This is a genomic window from Pseudomonas sp. SWRI68, from assembly GCF_014269165.1.
GTDB lineage: Bacteria > Pseudomonadota > Gammaproteobacteria > Pseudomonadales > Pseudomonadaceae > Aquipseudomonas > Aquipseudomonas capeferrum.
Genome location: NZ_JABWRU010000002.1, coordinates 473,611 through 491,833, shown reverse-complemented (window position 1 = coordinate 491,833; position 18,223 = coordinate 473,611). Strand labels below are relative to the sequence as shown.

The following is an 18,223-nucleotide window of genomic DNA, read 5'->3' as shown; positions in this document are numbered from 1 at the left end:
TAACCGACCGTGGGGCTTTTGCCAGTGATCTGGCTGGGATCTGGTTGCCCTGTCTGTGCAATCTGCGTTGCTAGCCTTGGCGCATGGCAGGCGAGCCGTATAATGCCCTGGTCGCCACTTAACTTTTGGCTTTAACGGATTGGATATGACTGAACAGCAACCTGTTGCAGTTCTGGGCGGCGGCAGCTTCGGCACCGCCGTGGCGAACCTGCTGGCGGAAAACGGTGTGCCGGTGCGCCAGTGGATGCGCGACCCGGAGCAGGCCGAGGCCATGCGCGTGAACCGCGAGAATCCACGCTACCTCAAAGGCATCCGCGTGCACGATGGGGTCGAGCCGGTCAATGACCTGCTGGCAACCTTGCAGGCCTGCGACCTGGTCTTCGTCGCCTTGCCGTCCAGCGCTTTACGCAGCGTGCTGGCGCCGCATGCTGCATTGTTGCGTGGCAAGTGCCTGGTCAGCCTGACCAAGGGCATCGAGGCGCAAAGCTTCAAGCTGATGAGCCAGATCCTCGAAGAAATCGCCCCCGAGGCCCGCATCGGCGTGCTGTCGGGGCCAAACCTGGCCCGCGAGATCGCCGAGCACGCACTCACCGCCACGGTGGTCGCGAGCGAAGACGAAGCGCTCTGCCAGCGGGTGCAGGCCGTGCTGCATGGGCGCACCTTCCGCGTCTACGCAAGTGCCGACCGCTTCGGCGTCGAACTGGGTGGCGCGCTGAAGAACGTCTACGCCATTATTGCCGGCATGGCCGTGGCGCTGGGCATGGGCGAGAACACCAAGAGCATGCTGATCACCCGTGCCCTGGCCGAAATGACCCGCTTTGCCGTGAGCCAGGGGGCCAACCCGATGACCTTCCTTGGCCTGGCCGGGGTCGGTGACCTGATCGTCACCTGTTCATCGCCCAAGAGCCGCAACTACCAGGTAGGTCACGCGCTGGGGCAAGGCTTGAGCTTGGAGCAGGCCGTCAATCGGCTGGGCGAGGTCGCCGAAGGGGTGAACACCCTCAAGGTGCTCAAGGCCAAGGCCCAGGAAGTGCAGGTGTACATGCCGCTGGTGGCAGGCCTGCATGCCATCCTGTTCGAGGGCTGTACCTTGAACCAGGTGATCGAGCACCTGATGCGCGCCGAGCCGAAGACCGACGTCGATTTCATTTCCATCAGCGGTTTCAATTGAGCCGTCCGCGGCCCTCACAAAGCAAGGAGCGAGTCATGAACGATACGCCCGAACGCGCCCAGCGCGAGTCGATCATCCTGCGGGTACTGTGGATGCTGGTGTTCCTGGTGGTCTGGCAATTGGCCGAACTGCTGCTGGGCGGCCTGGTGCTGGTGCAGTTGATCTACCGCCTGGTGTACGGCGCGCCCAGCGCCAGCCTGATGAACTTCGGCGACAGCCTTAGCCAGTACCTGGCGCAGATCGGCCGCTTCGGCAGCTTCCACAGCGACCAGAAGCCTTGGCCATTCGCCGACTGGCCAGCGCCCCGTGCGCCAGAAGGCGAAGCACCGCATGCCGTGGCACCGGCGCCGCACCCGGTGCGTGACGAAGAGCCCAAGCTGTGAAGCTTTGGGTGCTGCGCCACGGTGAGGCGGAGCCGCGGGCCAACACCGACGCCGAGCGGCGCCTGACCAGCCATGGCCGCGAGCAGGTCCTGCACAGTGCCGCGCGCCTGCTCGGGCAGCCGTTGCAGGCGATCATCGCCAGCCCATACGTGCGTGCTCAGCAGACGGCTGCCCTGGTGCACGACACCTTGGGTTTTGCCGAACCTGTGCGCACCGTGCCCTGGCTGACGCCGGAAAGCGACGTGCAGCAGGTGATCGGTGAAATCGAACGGCTGGGCCTGGAACACGTGCTGCTGGTCAGCCACCAACCGCTGGTGGGGACGCTGGTCGGTGCCCTTGAACATGGTCATCTACAGCAACCGGCGGCCATGAGTACCGCCAGCCTGGCGGAGCTGGAGGGGGACTGGCCGCTGGCCGGCCTGATGAGCTTGCGCGCGCTTAACGCGCCGTCCTGATGCCTGGCAACTGGCATTATTGTCAGTTGCCGCTGCACTTGGCAGCTTGCTAGCGTTGCCCCTATCCGACGAGTGGATGGCAGGGAGCGATTGATGAAAGGGCAGATGCAGGCGTTGTTACGCTCCGTGGACTTGCAGCCCACCGTGGACAAGGTGCAGGAAGGCGAGTTGCTCGACTTTGCCCAGTACAGCCTGCTGCGCGATTCGGCCGACGCCAAGCTCTATCATCTGATGGGCAAGGTGCGTGGCCATCACGGGCTGGAAGCCAGCGCCAGGCAACAGGGCGAGGAAGACCTGCGTGCCCTGCAAGAGGCCTGCCTGCGGGTTTCCCACTTGCTGCAGACCAGTTGCCTGGCATTGCGCAGGCTGCAGCTCGATTACCATGACCAGCGTCTGGCCCGCGAAGTGCTCGAGAGCCAGTTGGCCTACATGCAGGCCTGCCTGCAGCGTTCACTGGTCAGTCTGGATCGCAGCAGATGACCTGATAGCCCTCGCCGATGACCTTTCCAAACATTGCCGAGCAGCCTCGCGATGCACACAATGGGCCATCATCCCCCGTCCGGACCAGGCGCCATGTCGCAGCACATCTTCTTCGCCCATGCCAATGGTTTCCCGTCTGCCACCTACGGCAAGCTGTTCGCCGCCCTGGCGCCGGACTATCAGGTCCGCCATCTGGCCCAGCATGCCCACGACCCGCGCTTCCCGGTGAATGAAAACTGGCAAAACCTGGTCGATGAGCTGCTGCACCATCTGGCGCAACAAGACGCGCCGGTTTGGGGGGTGGGCCATTCGCTGGGCGGGGTGCTGCACCTGCATGCCGCCTTGCGTTGCCCCGAGTACTACCGCGGGCTGGTCATGCTCGACTCGCCGGTGCTGACCCGCGCCGATCAATGGGTGCTGCGCACCGCCAAGCGTTTTGGCTTCATCGACCGCATCACCCCGGCAGGCCGCACCCTGGGGCGTCGCGAGGCGTTCGCCGATCGCGACAGCGCACGGGACTACTTCGCCAGCAAGCGCTTGTTTCGGCATTTTGACCCCGATTGCCTCGAAGCCTATCTGGAGCACGGCCTGGAGCCTGCCCAGGAGGGCTTGCGCCTGCGTTTCGACCCGGCTACCGAGATCAGTATCTACCGCAGCATCCCCCACGCAAGCCCTGCGCCTGCCCGGCAATTGCAGGTGCCACTGGCGATGGTCTGCGGTGAGCGCAGCAACGTGATCCGCCGTCATCACGCGCTGGCGGTGCGCGGCATGGCACAGGGTGAGTACCACAGCGTGCCGGGCGGGCACATGTTCCCGCTGGAGCGCCCGACCGACACCGCCAGCTTGATCAAGGGGCTGTTCGACCGCTGGAGCCAGGCATGAGCGCGCACATGCAGGAAATCCGCCTGAGCCTGGGCCATATCGAGCTGGCTGCTCACCTGTTCGGCCCCGAGGACGGCCTGCCGGTGATCGCCCTGCACGGCTGGCTGGACAACGCCAACAGCTTCGCCCGCCTGGCGCCGCGGCTGCAGGGCCTGCGCATCGTCGCCCTGGACCTGGCCGGGCATGGTTACTCGGAGCATCGCCCGCCTGGGGCGAGTTATGCCCTGGCCGACTATGCCCACGATGTGCTGCGGGTTGCCGAGCAGTTGGGGTGGCAGCGGTTTGCCCTGCTGGGCCATTCGCTGGGGGCAATCATTTCGGTGCAACTGGCGGGCGCCTTGCCGGAGCGCATCAGCCACCTGGCACTGATCGACGGGGTCATCCCTCCCACGGGCGCCGAGCAGGACGCAGGTGAGCGCCTGGGCATGGCATTGCAGGCGCAGTTGCGCCTGGACGGCAAGCGTAAGTCTGTCTACCCGGCGCTGGAGGAGGGCGTGCAGGCGCGCATGAAGGGCATGGTCGCGGTCAGTCGCGAAGCGGCCGAGCTGTTGGCCCAGCGTGGGCTGATGCCCGTGCCGGGTGGTTACAGCTGGCGCAGTGACAGCCGCCTGACCTTGCCATCCCCTACACGCCTGAGCCACGCCCAGGCCATGGCCTATGTCAGGCGGGTGAGTTGCCCTGCCTGCCTGGTGGTGGCTGCCGATGGCATGCTGGCGCGCCACACCGAGTTGCTGGAACAGCTACCCTTTGAGCAGGTGACGCTGCCTGGTGGCCATCATCTGCACCTGAACGATGAACAGGGCGCGGCCCTTGTCGCAGACTGTATCAATCGCTTCTTTGGCTTTGCTTGACTTGCACCGGACAAGTGCCGAGGCTTGGCGGGTTGAACAGGGAGACAACCATGCAAATGCCAGACACGCTGGACCATAACTTCGGTGCCAAGCACCGACTGGGCTGCCGATGAGCGCGCCCGTAACCCTCCGCACCACCTTCGCCGCCTGCCTGATGCTCGCCAGCCCGTTGCTGTGGGCCGACAACCAGCCCGTCCCCGTGGACGCCAAGGTGGTCGATCAACGCCCTGCAGTGGAGCAGGAGCGCGTCTACCCCATGGGGCCCTTGCGCAAGATCAGCGGCCGCCTGCGGGTCGATGACAAGGTCGAAAGCCGTGGTCAGGTCAGTTCGGTCACCTATGAACTGCCGGTCGAGCGTAGCGCCCGCGAAGCGTTCACCAGTGCTCGTGAAGCGTTGCAGCACGATGGCGGCTACCCGCTGTTCTGGTGCCAGGGCCGAGATTGCGGCGAGGCCAGCCTGTGGGCCAACGATGTATTCGCCAATGCCCGTTTGAACGGCGGTGACGAGCAGCAAGCGTTCATTCTGTTGCGTCGCTCGGCCGCACAGGCCGACACCCTGGTCGCACTGTACAGCGTCACCCGTGGCAACCGCCGCGCCTACCTGCATGTCGAGGAGTTCGTCGCCGCCAGCCCGCTTGGCGAGTTGCTGCCGACCGCCGGCACGGTGCTGCGCGAAATGCGCGACACCGGCCAACTCGACTACCCTGACCTGAGTACGCCGCAACCGGCCTGGGTGGCCCTGCTTGGGCGCAGCTTGAACCTGGACAGCACCCTGCGGGCCAGCCTCAGTGGCGCCAACGCCGAGGCCTGGCGCGAGGCCTTGGTCAATGCAGGCGTGCGCAGCAGCCGCCTTGAAGTCGGTACCGCAGCCACCGAAGGCCTGCACCTGGAACTGATCCGTTGAATGAGCGTCACCATGGCCAATAATGATCGCCTGCTGGTCCAGATCGTGCTGCTGGCGCTACTGGGTGCTGCCCTGTGGGTCATGGCACCGTTTATCTCGGCACTGCTGTGGGGCGCCATTCTGGCCTTTGCCAGCTGGCCGCTGATGCGCTTGCTGACGCGCGTGCTAGGTGGGCGCGAAACCCTGGCGGCGAGCCTGCTGACCACGGCCTGGATCCTCATCGTGGCCTTGCCGCTGGTGTGGCTGGGGTTCAACCTGGCCGACCATATCCGTGATGCCACGGCGTTTGTCCGTGATGTGCAAGTCGATGGCCTGCCCGATGCACCGGCCTGGCTCGGCAGCGTCCCCTTGGTGGGGGAGCGCATGGTCAACTGGTGGCAGTCGCTCGACCAGCAAGGCGCGGCGCTGATCGCGTCGATCAAGCCCTACCTGGGCCAGGTGGGCAACTGGTTGCTGGCACGTAGCGCGCAGATCGGCAGCGGCGTGCTGGAGCTCACCCTGAGCCTGGTCTTCGTGTTCTTCTTCTACCGTGACGGCCCGCGTTTGTCGGCGTTCGTGCTGCGCCTGCTGCAGCGCTTGACGGGTGACCGCGCCGATTATTACCTGGAGCTGGTCGCCGGCACCGTGCAGCGGGTGGTCAACGGTGTGATCGGCACCGCAGCGGCCCAGGCCGTGCTGGCGCTGATCGGCTTCCTGATCGCCGGTGTGCCGGGGGCGATCGTGCTTGGCCTGGTGACTTTCATGCTCAGCCTGATCCCGATGGGGCCGCCGCTTGCGTGGATCCCGGCGACGGCCTGGCTGGTGTGGAAGGGGGATTACGGCATGGCGATCTTCCTGGGCATCTGGGGCACCTTCGTCATCAGCGGCGTGGACAACGTGCTCAAGCCCTACCTGATCAGCCGGGGGGGCAACCTGCCGCTGGTGATCGTGCTGCTCGGGGTGTTCGGCGGGTTGATCGCCTTTGGCTTCATTGGCCTGTTCATCGGGCCGACCTTGCTGGCGGTAGGATACAGCCTGCTGCTGGACTGGAGCCGCAACGCCGAGCAGCAGACGTCGTAGGCGCGGCCTTGCGAGGGGCCGCGCCTGCAGCAGTTGCTAGTACTTCCACGTCACCGAAGCCGTCAGGTTGCGTGGTGCGCCAAAGTTGGTGGACCCCGCCGACTGGTACAGCGACAACAGGTACTTCCTGTCGAAGACGTTGTTCAGGTTCAGCGCAGCGCTCCAGTTTTCGTCAAACGTGTAGCTGCCCATCAGATCGACCAAGGCGTACGCGCTTTGCCGAACGCGGCTGTTACCATCGGCCTCGGTCGCGCTTTGCCACTGCACCCGGCTACCTACGCGCGCTTGCGGCATGCCGGGCAGGCGGTAGGTGACACTGCCGCGCAGCGTGTGGCTTGGCACGTATCGACGGGTTTTCTCGCCGTCGTCATCCTCGATGTGCACGTAGGTATAACCTGCGGTCAGTTCCACACCTGGCATCGCCTCACCGGAAGCTTCCAGCTCCACACCCCGGCTGTTGTTGTCTTCGCCACGGTAAGCGTACTGGCCGTTGATGATCTCTCCAGTGGTCACCGCCACGTTTTGCTGCTCGGTCTTGAACACTGCTGCAGTGACGGTGAGCCGATGATCGAGCAGGCTGCCCTTCACGCCCACTTCAGTGCTTTTGCCTTCCAGCGGTTCGATCACGCCCCCGGCCGAGCTGCGCAGGTACTGGGGTTTGAAGATCTCGGCCCAGCTTGCATACAGGCTCCACTGATCATTCAAGTCGTAGACCAGCCCGGTATAGGGCGTCACTTTGCCGTGCACCCGGGTGTCGTGCGCCGCACCATAGCCCATACCCTCACCGTCGGCGCTGAGCATGCGGGCACCGGCGATCCAGTGCAGGTCGTCGGTCAGGCTGAAGCGCGCGCCGGCATAGAGGCTTTTCTGGCGGTCGGTGAAATGCTGGGTATTGAGCTCGTCGGTGTACGTCAAAGGCGGTTTTACGACTGCCCCGGCAAGTGCGTCGGCAAGGCTGACGATCTCATTGCCGGAGGCGTTGCGGTAGTAGCCACGCTCATCATGGCGGCTGCGGCCATAGTTGGCGCCCAAGGTCAGTTCATGCTGGCGACCCAGCAGCGCGAAAGGCCCAGACAACTGTGCTTCGCCGGTGAGCTGATGCTCGGTGCTGGTGGTTCGGTTGATGTAGGCAAACACATCGTCGGCGGTGGCGGGGATGGCATAGAGCATCTGGGTGTCCTGATGCTGATTGGTCCCGGTCAAGGTGACCTTGCCTTTCCACCCCGCGCCAAAATCGTGTGCCAGCTCGGCAAACGCCCGTTGTGTGTGGATGTTCCAGTAGGTCCAGGGTTGGCCGATGCTGGCGCTGCGGCTGCTGTAGTGGATGGGATTGCCCGCGTAGTCGGCCATCGGCAGGGCACCCCAGGTGCTGCCGTTGGAATCGCTCTTCTGTTCGGAAAAACCGACGGTCAGGGTATCGGCGTCTGACAGGTCGAAGGCCAGCAGGCCTGCTGTTACATTGATTTCGTGGCTGTAGCGATCAAGGTACGAATTGCCCTTGTCATGGGCGTAGATGAAGCGCCCGCGCACCTTGCCGCTGTCACTCAGCGGGCCGCTGACATCGACGTCCACCCGGCGGTTGTCCCATGACCCGACACTGGTGTTGAGCCTGGCCTGGAAGCTGTCGGTCGGGCGCTTGCGCACGAAGTTGACCGTGGCAGACGGGTTGCCTGCGCCGCTCATCAGACCGTTGGCGCCATGCAGTACATCGATCTGCTCGAATTCGGCCAAGTCCTGGTCACCCAGCAGCACACCGGATGAGAAGGGCATGCCCATGCCGTCGTACTCGAAGTTGTCGATGGTGAAACCGCGCGAGGTGAAGGCGGTGCGGTCGGTCTCGAACTGTTCGACGGTGACCGTGGGGGCGTTGCGCAGTGCATCTTTCACACTGTTGAGCTTGAAATCGTCGATCTGCTCGCGGGTAACGGTCGACACCGCCTGTGGGGTTTCCCGGTTGCTCAAGCCCAGGCGCGTGGTGCTGGAGGCGGGTGTGCCCTGATAGCCACGGCGCTGCTCATCAGCCTGGGCCAGTTGATACTGGACCTGGGTGGGCGCCAGCAGCACTTCGTTGCCCTGGCTCTGCGTCTCGCTGGGCACCAGGTAGAGCGTCGCTGCGTCGGTGCGGGCGAAGTTGTAGCCACTGCCTTGCAGCAACCTGGCCAGGCCCTCTTCGGCCGAGAAACGGCCTACCACGGCGGGGCTGCGCAGCGTTGCATCGACGTTGCCGTCGAGCAGCACGTTCTGCCCGGATTGTTGGCTGAACACCAGCAACGCCTGGCGTAACGGCTGTGCCGGGATGTTCAGTGACAGTTGCTGCATCGACCTCGCAGGGGCCTGCCCAGGTGCGGCCTGCGCCGGGAGGTTACCGACCAGCAGCGTGCAGGCCAGTGCTGCGCCCAGCGCTTTGCGCTGCCAGTGAGGATGAAGTGTGGTGTGCAGTTTGTGTCGGTTGGCCATTCAGGCGTGCCCCATGCAGTGCGAATATGCGAATAAATCTCAGTGCCGTTAAGACGCATGGGGCATCGGAATGTCTGATGGCGCTTTGAAATTTTTCAGGCGGGGTAGATCAGCGTGACCAGGTCGGTGTAGCGCGTGGTGCGTACGGCGAGGGCCCGGGACAGCACATCGAGCATCTGGTCGGGGTGGTCGAGGTTGAGAATCAGGCTCACGCGTCGGGCGGCCAGTTGCTTGTCCATGATGAAAATCCGGCCCTTGCGCCAACGCTGCAGTGCATCGACCACGGTCAGCAGCGGCTCATTGAAGAACACCAGCCGGCCCTTGCGCCAGGCCAGCATCTGCGCCAGCTCCGCACGTTGTATGTCACCCGTCGCACGGGCGCTGAAACTGAGCGAAAGGCCTTCTTCCAGCGCTGTCTGCTGCCCGGCCGTCAGCACTTGCACACGCCCTTGGCTAACCGCCACCAGCCCCGCGTCGTTTTCGCACGACACGCAAAACTCGCCTTCGCGGGTGTGCAGTCGCCCAGCTTGGGTGTTGATACTGAACTCACCCGCAGCGCTCGGCCGAACCCTGAAAAACGCTTGGCCGTGAAGCAGTTCGACTGCCCGGCGGGTTGCTGAAAAGTCCAGGTTCATCGCCGTGTGGCCGGCCATCTCGACCGTCGAGCCGTCGGGCAGGTACGCGATGCGGCGCTCGCCCACGGCGGTGCGCAGGTCGGCGAACGGTGAGTCCACGCCGTTCAGCCACAACGTGCCGGCGCCTGCAGTCACCGCAGCAGCACTGGCGGCCAGCCCCAGGCCGACGAAGCGGCGCCGGGAAAGCCGCGCCGGGGCCACAGGGGCGGCGGCGGGCGAGGGCTGCAGCAGCAGCGCCGAAGCGGCCCACAGGTTTTCGAGTTCGGCATAGGCCTGGGCATGGCGCACATCGGCGGCCATCCACGCCGACCATGCCGCCCGTTGCTCAGGTGTGGGCGCACCGCCGTGGAACAGCGCAAACCAGGCGTTTGCCTGGTGGCTGATGTCATCGGCAGCGGTGTGATCCATCGGCTCCGGCTTCACTGGGACATGCCCTGTTTCAACAATTCCAGTGCCTTCACCATACGGCTGTACGCCGTCTTGGGGGAGATGCCAAGCCGTGTACCGATGTCGGCATAGGTCATGCCTTCGACCCGTACCATCAGGAAAACCTCGCGGCAGGGCGCAGGCATGTTCTGGATCACGGTATTCAGCGCGGCCAGTTGCTGATTGGCAATGGCGGCCTGTTCCAGCGTTGCGCTCGGCTGGGCCGTCGCGTGCACTTCCTGCGAGTCGAGCGGCTCGCTCTTGCGGTGTTGCTGACGGCGGGTGTGGTCGATGAACAGGTTGCGTGCGCTGGAAAACAGGTAAGCGCGAAAGTTCTCGATGCGGCTGCGGCCCATCTGCTCGGAAAGCCGGATGAATGCGTCCTGGGTCAGGTCGGCGGCGGTTTCCTTGCAACGCAGGCGGCGGTCCAGGTACTCCTGAATCTCCTCGCGATGGGCAAGGTAGAGGGCCTTGAGATCTGAACCGGACATGGGGCCACCTTAGCGGGCGTGTGAACGAGGGCGGCAAAATAGCACAAATGAGAATTGTTTTGATTGGTGTTTTTCGCGCGTCACCTCGCGTTTTTACGCATTCTTTATGCCTTACCTCACCCCTCGATCTCGCCCCTTTACGCCCCTCCCTCGGACAATTCCCTCAAAGCGGCCCAAGCCGCACCACGGGGAGCTTCACACATGAACATGCTCAACGGGCTGTCACTGCTGCTGGCAGTGGCATTGGCTATTTACCTGCTGGTGGCGCTGCTGCGCGCCGATCGCAGCTAGGGAGTGGCCATGCACAGTTACGACTTTGCCTTGTTATTGGCGTTTTTCCTCATCGTGCTACTACCGGCACCTTGGCTCGGGCGGTTCTACTACAAAGTGATGGAAGGCCAGCGCACCTGGCTGTCACCGGTATTGGGACCGGTGGAGCAGGGCTGCTATCGGTTGGCGGGCGTTCGCGCCGACCAGGAGCAGAGCTGGAAGCAATACACCCTGGCCTTGCTGGCCTTCAACCTGGTCGGGTTCCTGCTGCTGTTTGCCGTGCTGTTGCTGCAGGGGTATCTGCCGCTCAACCCACAGCACCTTCCCGGCCAGGAATGGTCGCTGGCGTTCAACACCGCCGTGAGCTTCGTTACCAACACCAACTGGCAGGGCTACAGCGGCGAGGCGTCGGTCAGCTACCTGAGCCAGATGCTCGGCCTGACCGTGCAGAACTTCGTCAGCGCCGCCACTGGCCTGGCGGTACTCGTGGCGCTGTGCCGCGGTATTGCCCGTCGTTCGACCGCCACCCTGGGCAATTTCTGGGTCGACATGACCCGCGCCACCCTCTACGGCCTGCTACCGCTGTGCCTGGTGCTGGCGCTGCTGCTGGTCTGGCAGGGCGTGCCGCAGACTTTTGCCGACTACGCCCACGCGCTGACCTTGCAAGGCAGCGAGCAGACTATCCCGCTTGGCCCGGCGGCCAGCCAGATTGCGATCAAGCAACTGGGCACCAACGGTGGTGGCTTCTTCGGCGTCAACTCGGCGCACCCGTTCGAAAACCCCAGCGCCTGGAGCAACCTGTTCGAGGTGGCCTCGATCATCCTCATCCCGGTGGCGCTGGTGTTCACCTTCGGCCACTACGTGAAGGACCTGCGCCAGAGCCGGGCGATTCTGGCCTGCATGCTGAGCCTGTTCCTCATCGGTGGGGCTACCGCGTTGTGGTCCGAACACCAGCCCAACCCGGCACTTGAAAGCCCACAGGTTCAACAGAGCGCGCCGATGGAGGGCAAGGAAAGCCGCTTCGGTACCACCGGCTCGGTGTTGTGGACAGTGACCACCACCGCCGCCTCCAATGGCTCGGTCAATGCCATGCACGACAGCCTCAACCCGCTGACCGGCATGGTCGCGATGGTCAACATGATGGTGGGAGAGGTGATCTTCGGCGGTGTGGGCGCGGGGCTCTACGGCATGTTGTTGTTCGTGCTGATCGCCGTGTTCCTGGCCGGCCTGATGATAGGCCGCACGCCGGAGTACCTGGGCAAGAAGCTGCAGGCGCGTGAAGTGCAGTTGCTGGTGGCGACCTTGCTGGTGATGCCGGTTGGCGTGCTGGTGCTGGGCGCCATCGCTGCCAGCCTGCCGGGCCCGGCGGCTGCGGTGAGCAACCCGGGTGCCCATGGCTTCAGCCAACTGCTGTACGCCTACACCTCGGGCACCGCCAATAACGGCTCGGCGTTTGCTGGTTTCGGTGCCAACACGGTGTACCACAACCTGATGATCGGCCTGGCCATGCTTATCGGCCGCTTCGGTTACATCCTGCCGATACTGGCCCTGGCTGGCAGCCTGGCGGCGAAAAAGAGCGCGCCCCAGGGGCTGAACAGCTTCCCCACCCACGGCCCGCTGTTCACCGGCCTGTTGCTGGTGACCATCTTGCTGGTGGGGGGCCTGACCTTCCTGCCGACCTTGGCCCTTGGGCCAATCGCCGAATACCTGAGCCTGGGCTTCTGAGGAGCCGACCATGAACATGCCCATTGCTGATGTAAAAGCCCCTCGCAACGCCAAGGACCAGACCCGCTTCGCCGCGCTCTGGCGCCCGGCCCTGGTCCAGGCCTTCGTCAAGTTGGACCCGCGCCAGCTCAAGCGCTCACCGGTCATGCTGGTGGTTGCCCTGACCGCTGTGCTCACCACCGTGTTGTGCGTTGCCCCTGGTAGTGGCGTGAGCACGGCTGTTGCGGTGCAGATCGCCCTGTGGCTGTGGTTCACCGTACTGTTCGCCAACTTCGCCGAAGCCCTGGCCGAAGGCCGAGGCAAGGCCCGCGCCGACAGCCTCAAGGCGGGGAGCCAGGGGCTCACCGCCCAGCGTCGCGACAGCGCGGGTGTATTCCAGACGGTCGCCGCCAACGCGTTGCGCAAGGACGATGTGGTCAAGGTGGTCGCCGGTGAGCTGATCCCCGGCGACGGCGAAGTGCTCGAAGGCATCGCCGCCGTCAACGAGGCGGCCATCACCGGCGAGTCTGCCCCGGTAATTCGCGAGTCCGGCGGCGACCGCTCGGCGGTGACCGGCAACACGCGGCTGGTGTCCGACTGGCTGCTGATCCGCATCACCAGCAACCCGGGCGAGTCGACCCTGGACCGCATGATCGCCTTGGTCGAGGGGGCCAAGCGGCAGAAGACGCCTAACGAGATTGCCCTGGATATCCTGCTGATCGGCCTGACCCTGATCTTCCTGGTCGTGGTGGTGACCTTGCAGCCGTTCGCCCACTTCGCCGGCGGTAGCCTGCCGTTGATCTTCCTCGCCGCGCTGCTGGTGACGTTGATCCCCACCACCATTGGCGGCTTGCTGTCGGCCATTGGCATTGCCGGCATGGACCGCCTGGTCCGGCTCAATGTCATCGCCCGCTCCGGCCGCGCGGTGGAAGCCGCTGGCGACGTGCATACACTGATGCTCGACAAGACCGGCACCATCACCTTCGGCAACCGCCGTTGCAGTGCCCTGCATGCCGCCACCGGGGTAACCGCCAAAGAGCTGGGCGAGGGCGCCTTGCTCGCTTCGCTGGCCGATGACACCGCCGAAGGCAAGTCGATCGTCGAATACCTGCGTCAGTTGCACGACTTTGTCGAACCGGTCACCGGGCAGTTCGAGGCCATTGCCTTCAGCGCCGAGACGCGCCTGTCAGGCATCGATTTCCAGCAGCATCGCTACCGCAAGGGCGCGGTCGATGCGGTGCTGGCCTTTGTCGGCATGCAGCGCCTGGAAATGCCCGCCGCGCTGGCCCGCGAGGTCGAGCGGATTGCCCAGAGTGGCGGCACACCGCTGCTGGTGTGTGTCGACAAACGCCTGCTTGGGGTAATCCATCTCAAGGACGTGGTCAAACCGGGTATTCGCGAGCGCTTTGCCGAGCTGCGCAAGCTGGGCATCCGCACCGTGATGGTGACCGGTGACAACCCGCTGACCGCCGCTGCCATTGCCGCCGAGGCGGGGGTCGACGACGTCCTGGCCGAGGCCACCCCAGAGAAGAAACTGGCGCGGATCCGCCAGGAGCAGAACGACGGCCGCTTGGTCGCCATGTGCGGCGACGGCGCCAACGACGCCCCGGCGCTGGCCCAGGCCGACGTCGGCATGGCCATGAACGATGGCACCCAGGCGGCCCGCGAGGCAGCCAACATGGTCGACCTGGACAGCGACCCGACCAAGTTGCTGGATGTGGTTCAGGTCGGCAAGGAATTGCTGGTGACCCGCGGCGCCTTGACCACCTTCTCGATTGCCAACGACGTGGCCAAGTACTTCGCCATCCTGCCGGCCTTGTTCGCCGCCATCTACCCGCAGCTGGGCGTGCTCAACCTGATGCACCTGGCCAGCCCGCAGAGCGCGATCTTGTCGGCGATCGTGTTCAACGCGCTGATCATCATCGCGCTGATTCCGTTGGCCTTGCGCGGTGTGCGGGTGCAGGCGGCGAGCGCGGCCCACCTGTTGCGGCGCAACCTGCTCATCTACGGCTTGGGCGGCATCATCGTGCCGTTTGCCGGGATCAAGCTGATCGACATGCTGCTCAATGCCCTGCACCTGGTCTGAGGAGGCCGCCATGAACACTTATGTACGCCCGGCCTTGAGCCTGGCCTTGCTGATGACGTTGCTTACTGGCGCACTGTATCCGTTGGCGGTGACCGGTATCGCCCAGGTCGCCTTCCCTGAACAGGCCAGCGGCAGCCTGGTGCGCGACGCCCAGGGCCAGGTGCGCGGTTCGGCCCTGATCGCCCAGGATTTCCAAGGCGATGGCTGGTTCCATTCGCGGCCTTCGGCAGGGGCCTATGCCACGGTTGCCAGCAGTGCCAGCAACCTGTCGCCGAGCAATCCGGCCTTGGCCGAGCGGGTGGCCAGTGATGCCGGCGCGCTGTATCGAACGCAACAAGGCCCGGTGCCTCAAGCCTTGCTGACGACCTCGGGCAGCGGCCTGGACCCGCATTTGCCGCCGCAGGCCGTGGCCTACCAGATTCCGCGTGTGGCTGCGGCCCGCAAGGTGCCGGAGGAGCGCTTGCAAGCCTTGCTTGAAGAGGCCACCCTCCACCCATTGATCGGGCCGCCTGTGGTCAACGTCCTGGCACTGAACCAGGCCTTGGAGACGTTGGGGCATTGAGACGGGGGCCTGCAACGCAGGCCCAACGATCGCCGCATTATTGAAGGATGACACATGAGTGATTCCGCCCGCGCAGACGCGCTGTTGGCCAACCTGCCGCGCGCTGGGCGCGGCAGGCTGAAGGTGTTTCTCGGCGCCGCACCCGGGGTGGGCAAGACCTACGCCATGCTGCAAGCCGCCCACACCCAGCAACGCCAGGGCGTGCAGGTGCTGGCCGGAGTGGTCGAGACCCACGGCCGCGCCGAAACCGAAGCGCTGCTCGGCGGCATGCCCCAGCAGCCACTGCTGCGCAGCGATTACCGCGGCGTCACGCTTGAAGAAATGGACCTGGACGGCCTGCTCAGCGCGGCGCCAGCCCTGGCCCTGGTCGACGAGCTGGCGCACACCAACGCACCCGGCAGCCGCCATGCCAAGCGCTGGCAGGACGTGCAGGAACTGCTCGCCGCCGGCATCGACGTCTACACCACCGTCAACGTGCAACACCTGGAGAGCCTCAACGACAAGGTCCGCGACATCACCGGCGTGCAGGTGCGTGAAACCCTGCCGGACTGGGTGCTGCAGGAAGCTTTCGAACTGGTACTGATCGACCTGCCGCCCCGCGAGCTGCTCGAACGCCTGCGCGAAGGCAAGGTGTACGTGCCGGAGCAGGCGCGGGCGGCCATCGATGCGTACTTCTCGCAGACCAACCTGACCGCCCTGCGTGAACTGGCCATGCAGACGGCCGCCGCCCAGGTCGATGCCGACCTGGCCCACGGCTATCGCCAGCGCGGCCAGGAAGCCCCTGCCTTGCGCGGGCGGCTGTTGGTTGGCGTCGATGGCGACGACCAGGCCGAACGCCTGGTGCGCCATGCCAGCCGGGTGGCTCAGCGCCGTCACTTACCCTGGAGCCTGGTGCACGTGGACAACGGTCGCCTGCGTGACGAGGCGGCGCGTCAGCGCTTGCAGGCTGCGCAGCAACTGGCCGAGCGCCTGGGGGGCGAAGTGGTGCTGTTGCGGGCCGGCGAAGTGGCGCGCACGTTGATTCAGCATGCGCTCGAACGCCGGGCCAGCCTGGTGCTGGTGGGGCAGTCGCGCGATCGCCTGCGTCGACGCCTGTTGGGGGCGGGGGTTGCGGCGCGGCTATTGCGCGAAAGCCATGGGCTGGAAATCAACGTGCTCGACCGCGATGCCCAGCCGCAACCGGCCCGCTCGGCGGTCAAGCGTGTGTGGGTGTGGCGGCATTATCTGCTGGCCCTGCTGGCCACCGTCATGGCGGCCGGCCTGGCCTGGGCGGTGTCGAGCGTGCTGGCGCTGCCTAATATCTCCTTGGTGTTTCTTGCTGCAGTGTTGCTGGTGGCGGTGCGCAGCAGCCTGGGGCCGGCGCTGGCGTGTGCGGCGTTGTCGTTCCTGACGTACGACTTCTTGTTCATCCCGCCGAATTTCTCCTTCAGCATCCAGCGCGAAGAAGACGTGCTAACCCTGGTGTTCTTTCTGCTCATGGCCGCCCTCACGGGTAACCTGGCGGCCCGTCAGCGCCGCCAGCTGCAGGCACTGCGCGAAACCCAGGCGCAAACCAGCCAACTGCTCGACCTGTCGCGTCGGCTGACCGTCGCCACCGACCGCCAGGCAGTGTTCAACGCCGCCGGCCAGCACCTGGACGGTTGGCAGGACCTGCACGTATGCCTGCTCGAACGTGATGCCGAGGGCCTGTTGCGCGTGGCCAGTGGCGAACCCCACGCACTGAGCGACAACGAACGGGCCGCTGCCGACTGGGCCTGGCAACACGGTCAGGCAGCGGGCCAGGGCAGCGATACCTTGCCCAATGGCCGCTGGTGGTGGTGGCCCTTGGCGGTGGAGGATCAGCCGCTGGCCCTGCTCGGCGTGCGCTCGCGCACTGGCGACCCGCTCAGCGACCCGCGCCGGCGCCTGCTCACGGCCCTGGGCCAGCCGCTGGCCCAGGCGCTGGCCCGCGCGCGGCTGGCCGAACAACTGGAGGCCGCGCGCCTGCACGGCGAAACCGAACAGCTGCGCAGCGCCTTGCTCGCGTCGGTGTCCCACGACCTGCGCACGCCGCTGACCGCCATGCGCGGCAGTATCGACAGCTTGCTGGCGCTGGGCGAGGCGATCCCCGAACAAGACCGGCGCGAACTGCTGGAAGGCACGCGTGACGAGGCCGAGCGCCTGGACCGCTACATCCAGAACTTGCTCGACATGACCCGCCTGGGCCACGGCGGCCTCAAGCTTGCCCGTGACTGGGTAGCCCCCGTAGACATCGTCGGCAGCGCGCTCAACCGCCTGCGTGTGGTGCTGGCGCCATTACGCGTGCACACCTTGGTGCCGACCGAGTTGCCCTTGCTGTTTGTCCATGCGGCATTGATCGAGCAGGCGCTGGTCAATGTGCTGGAGAACGCCGCACGCTTCTCCCCGGCCAACGGTCGGCTGGAGCTGCAGGTGTCGGTGGTGGACGCGCAATTGCACATGGCCGTGCGCGACCAGGGCCCCGGCATCCCCCTGGCGGAGCGGGAGAAGATTTTCGACATGTTCTACACCGCCGCCCGTGGAGATCGAGGCGGGCAGGGCACCGGCCTGGGCCTGGCCATCTGCCAGGGCATGATTGGCGCCCATGGCGGGCAGATCCTGGTGGGTGACGGCATCGATGGCCAGGGCACCGGCATCACTCTATGCTTGCCGCTGCCCCCTCAACCCGAAGCTGAAAGCGAAACCCCATGAGCCAACCCGCCACCCTTTTGGTTATCGACGACGAGCCGCAGATCCGCAAGTTCTTGCGTATCAGCCTGATGTCCCAAGGCTACAAGGTGCTCGAAGCTGCCACCGGCAGCGAGGGCCTGGCGCAAGCCGCATTGGGTAAACCCGACTTGGTGGTGCTCGATCTCGGCCTGCCGGACATGGACGGCCAGCAGGTACTGCGTGAGTTGCGCGAATGGAGCGCGGTGCCGGTGCTGGTGCTGTCGGTGCGTGCCAGCGAGGTGCAGAAGGTCGATGCACTGGACGGCGGGGCCAATGACTATGTGACCAAACCGTTTGGCATTCAGGAGTTTCTGGCGCGGGTGCGTGCCCTGTTGCGCCAGGTGCCGCAGGCCGGTGGCGGTGAGGTGGCCGCCAGTTTCGGGCCGTTGACCGTGGACTTCGCCTTCCGCCGGGTAACCCTGGAGGGCGTGGAGGTCGCGTTGACGCGCAAGGAGTATGCGCTGCTGGCCCAGTTGGCCGGGCACCCGGGCCGGGTGATTACCCAGCAGCAGTTGCTCAAGGACATCTGGGGGCCGACCCATGTCGACGATACCCACTACCTGCGCATCGTGGTCGGGCATCTGCGCCAGAAGCTCGGGGATGACCCAATGGCGCCGCGGTTCATCATCACCGAGGCGGGGGTAGGCTACAGGCTGGTAGCGCCAGGCCCGTGAGCGGAC

Annotated in this window: 17 protein-coding genes; 14 read left to right on the top strand and 3 right to left on the bottom strand. The window is 65.3% G+C overall.

Translation table 11 applies throughout. The features are described 5' to 3' along the window. Positions 1–145 precede the first annotated feature (145 nt). The 8 genes from HU770_RS05825 (at position 146) to HU770_RS05790 (ending at position 6,185) form a co-directional block, all read left to right on the top strand. The gene (locus tag HU770_RS05825) at positions 146–1,171 is read left to right on the top strand and encodes an NAD(P)H-dependent glycerol-3-phosphate dehydrogenase (protein WP_186663268.1); all 1,026 of its coding nucleotides are present in this window, start codon (positions 146–148) and stop codon (positions 1,169–1,171) included. A 35-nt stretch (positions 1,172–1,206) separates the two neighbouring features. Next, positions 1,207–1,554, top strand: a complete 348-nt coding sequence (locus HU770_RS05820) for a DUF4389 domain-containing protein (protein ID WP_027592856.1) — start codon at positions 1,207–1,209, stop codon at positions 1,552–1,554. Further along, positions 1,551–2,009 (top strand): phosphohistidine phosphatase SixA, encoded by a 459-nt coding sequence (gene sixA / locus HU770_RS05815; RefSeq protein WP_033699251.1) that lies wholly within the window; start codon positions 1,551–1,553, stop codon positions 2,007–2,009. The genes HU770_RS05820 and sixA overlap by 4 nt, the downstream gene beginning before the upstream one ends. A gap of 105 nt (positions 2,010–2,114) precedes the next feature. Beyond that, on the top strand, positions 2,115–2,489 hold the full coding sequence (locus HU770_RS05810; RefSeq protein WP_186657494.1) for a hypothetical protein: 375 nt from the start codon (positions 2,115–2,117) through the stop codon (positions 2,487–2,489). Positions 2,490–2,582: 93 nt separating this feature from the next. Next, entirely contained in the window at positions 2,583–3,371 is a 789-nt protein-coding gene (locus HU770_RS05805; RefSeq protein WP_186657273.1) for an alpha/beta hydrolase, read from the top strand. Further along, positions 3,368–4,222, top strand: coding sequence for an alpha/beta hydrolase (locus tag HU770_RS05800; RefSeq protein ID WP_186663266.1), 855 nt, complete (start codon positions 3,368–3,370; stop codon positions 4,220–4,222). Before HU770_RS05805 ends, HU770_RS05800 begins: the two co-directional genes overlap by 4 nt. 109 nt (positions 4,223–4,331) lie before the next feature. Further along, the gene (locus HU770_RS05795) at positions 4,332–5,126 is read left to right on the top strand and encodes a DUF4892 domain-containing protein (RefSeq protein ID WP_186663264.1); all 795 of its coding nucleotides are present in this window, start codon (positions 4,332–4,334) and stop codon (positions 5,124–5,126) included. A 12-nt stretch (positions 5,127–5,138) separates the two neighbouring features. Beyond that, a complete protein-coding gene (locus HU770_RS05790; protein ID WP_186663262.1) occupies positions 5,139–6,185 on the top strand; it encodes an AI-2E family transporter in 1,047 nt (348 codons plus the stop codon). Between the two features lie 36 nt (positions 6,186–6,221). On the opposite strand, the gene HU770_RS05785 is transcribed toward HU770_RS05790, so the two are convergent. From HU770_RS05785 to HU770_RS05775, 3 genes are all read right to left on the bottom strand, one after another. Beyond that, positions 6,222–8,642 (bottom strand): TonB-dependent receptor, encoded by a 2,421-nt coding sequence (locus HU770_RS05785; protein WP_186663260.1) that lies wholly within the window; start codon positions 8,640–8,642, stop codon positions 6,222–6,224. A gap of 95 nt (positions 8,643–8,737) precedes the next feature. Further along, positions 8,738–9,685 carry a FecR domain-containing protein gene (locus tag HU770_RS05780; RefSeq protein ID WP_186663258.1) on the bottom strand — a complete coding sequence of 316 codons (948 nt, stop codon included), beginning with the start codon at positions 9,683–9,685 and terminating at the stop codon, positions 8,738–8,740. 11 nt (positions 9,686–9,696) lie between these two features. Beyond that, a complete protein-coding gene (locus tag HU770_RS05775) occupies positions 9,697–10,194 on the bottom strand; it encodes an RNA polymerase sigma factor (protein WP_186657309.1) in 498 nt (165 codons plus the stop codon). Between the two features lie 201 nt (positions 10,195–10,395). On the opposite strand from HU770_RS05775, the gene kdpF reads away from it, so the two are divergent. From kdpF to HU770_RS05745, 6 genes are read left to right on the top strand one after another with little or no spacing between them, the layout of a single operon-like run. Continuing rightward, the gene (gene kdpF / locus HU770_RS05770; protein WP_186663256.1) at positions 10,396–10,485 is read left to right on the top strand and encodes a K(+)-transporting ATPase subunit F; all 90 of its coding nucleotides are present in this window, start codon (positions 10,396–10,398) and stop codon (positions 10,483–10,485) included. Between the two features lie 9 nt (positions 10,486–10,494). Beyond that, positions 10,495–12,189 carry a potassium-transporting ATPase subunit KdpA gene (gene kdpA / locus HU770_RS05765; RefSeq protein WP_186657321.1) on the top strand — a complete coding sequence of 565 codons (1,695 nt, stop codon included), beginning with the start codon at positions 10,495–10,497 and terminating at the stop codon, positions 12,187–12,189. Positions 12,190–12,199: 10 nt separating this feature from the next. Then, a complete protein-coding gene (gene kdpB / locus HU770_RS05760) occupies positions 12,200–14,254 on the top strand; it encodes a potassium-transporting ATPase subunit KdpB (protein ID WP_033699236.1) in 2,055 nt (684 codons plus the stop codon). A 10-nt stretch (positions 14,255–14,264) separates the two neighbouring features. Beyond that, a complete protein-coding gene (kdpC, locus tag HU770_RS05755; RefSeq protein ID WP_186657323.1) occupies positions 14,265–14,816 on the top strand; it encodes a potassium-transporting ATPase subunit KdpC in 552 nt (183 codons plus the stop codon). Between the two features lie 54 nt (positions 14,817–14,870). Then, positions 14,871–17,525 (top strand): sensor histidine kinase KdpD, encoded by a 2,655-nt coding sequence (locus HU770_RS05750; protein ID WP_186663254.1) that lies wholly within the window; start codon positions 14,871–14,873, stop codon positions 17,523–17,525. Beyond that, positions 17,522–18,217 (top strand): response regulator, encoded by a 696-nt coding sequence (locus HU770_RS05745; protein ID WP_186657329.1) that lies wholly within the window; start codon positions 17,522–17,524, stop codon positions 18,215–18,217. Before HU770_RS05750 ends, HU770_RS05745 begins: the two co-directional genes overlap by 4 nt. Positions 18,218–18,223 lie beyond the last annotated feature (6 nt).

Excerpts from the sequence above, each read along its gene's own strand:
- HU770_RS05825 (WP_186663268.1), top strand. The coding sequence starts at position 146 with ATGACTGAACAGCAACCTGTTGCAGTTCTGGGCGGCGGCAGCTTCGGC.
- HU770_RS05820 (WP_027592856.1), top strand. The coding sequence starts at position 1,207 with ATGAACGATACGCCCGAACGCGCCCAGCGCGAGTCGATCATCCTGCGG.
- HU770_RS05810 (WP_186657494.1), top strand. The coding sequence starts at position 2,115 with ATGCAGGCGTTGTTACGCTCCGTGGACTTGCAGCCCACCGTGGACAAG.
- HU770_RS05805 (WP_186657273.1), top strand. The coding sequence starts at position 2,583 with ATGTCGCAGCACATCTTCTTCGCCCATGCCAATGGTTTCCCGTCTGCC.
- HU770_RS05800 (WP_186663266.1), top strand. The coding sequence starts at position 3,368 with ATGAGCGCGCACATGCAGGAAATCCGCCTGAGCCTGGGCCATATCGAG.
- HU770_RS05795 (WP_186663264.1), top strand. The coding sequence starts at position 4,332 with ATGAGCGCGCCCGTAACCCTCCGCACCACCTTCGCCGCCTGCCTGATG.
- HU770_RS05790 (WP_186663262.1), top strand. The coding sequence starts at position 5,139 with ATGGCCAATAATGATCGCCTGCTGGTCCAGATCGTGCTGCTGGCGCTA.
- HU770_RS05785 (WP_186663260.1), bottom strand. The coding sequence starts at position 8,642 with ATGGCCAACCGACACAAACTGCACACCACACTTCATCCTCACTGGCAG.
- HU770_RS05780 (WP_186663258.1), bottom strand. The coding sequence starts at position 9,685 with ATGGATCACACCGCTGCCGATGACATCAGCCACCAGGCAAACGCCTGG.
- HU770_RS05775 (WP_186657309.1), bottom strand. The coding sequence starts at position 10,194 with ATGTCCGGTTCAGATCTCAAGGCCCTCTACCTTGCCCATCGCGAGGAG.
- kdpF (WP_186663256.1), top strand. The coding sequence starts at position 10,396 with ATGAACATGCTCAACGGGCTGTCACTGCTGCTGGCAGTGGCATTGGCT.
- kdpA (WP_186657321.1), top strand. The coding sequence starts at position 10,495 with ATGCACAGTTACGACTTTGCCTTGTTATTGGCGTTTTTCCTCATCGTG.
- kdpB (WP_033699236.1), top strand. The coding sequence starts at position 12,200 with ATGAACATGCCCATTGCTGATGTAAAAGCCCCTCGCAACGCCAAGGAC.
- kdpC (WP_186657323.1), top strand. The coding sequence starts at position 14,265 with ATGAACACTTATGTACGCCCGGCCTTGAGCCTGGCCTTGCTGATGACG.
- HU770_RS05750 (WP_186663254.1), top strand. The coding sequence starts at position 14,871 with ATGAGTGATTCCGCCCGCGCAGACGCGCTGTTGGCCAACCTGCCGCGC.
- HU770_RS05745 (WP_186657329.1), top strand. The coding sequence starts at position 17,522 with ATGAGCCAACCCGCCACCCTTTTGGTTATCGACGACGAGCCGCAGATC.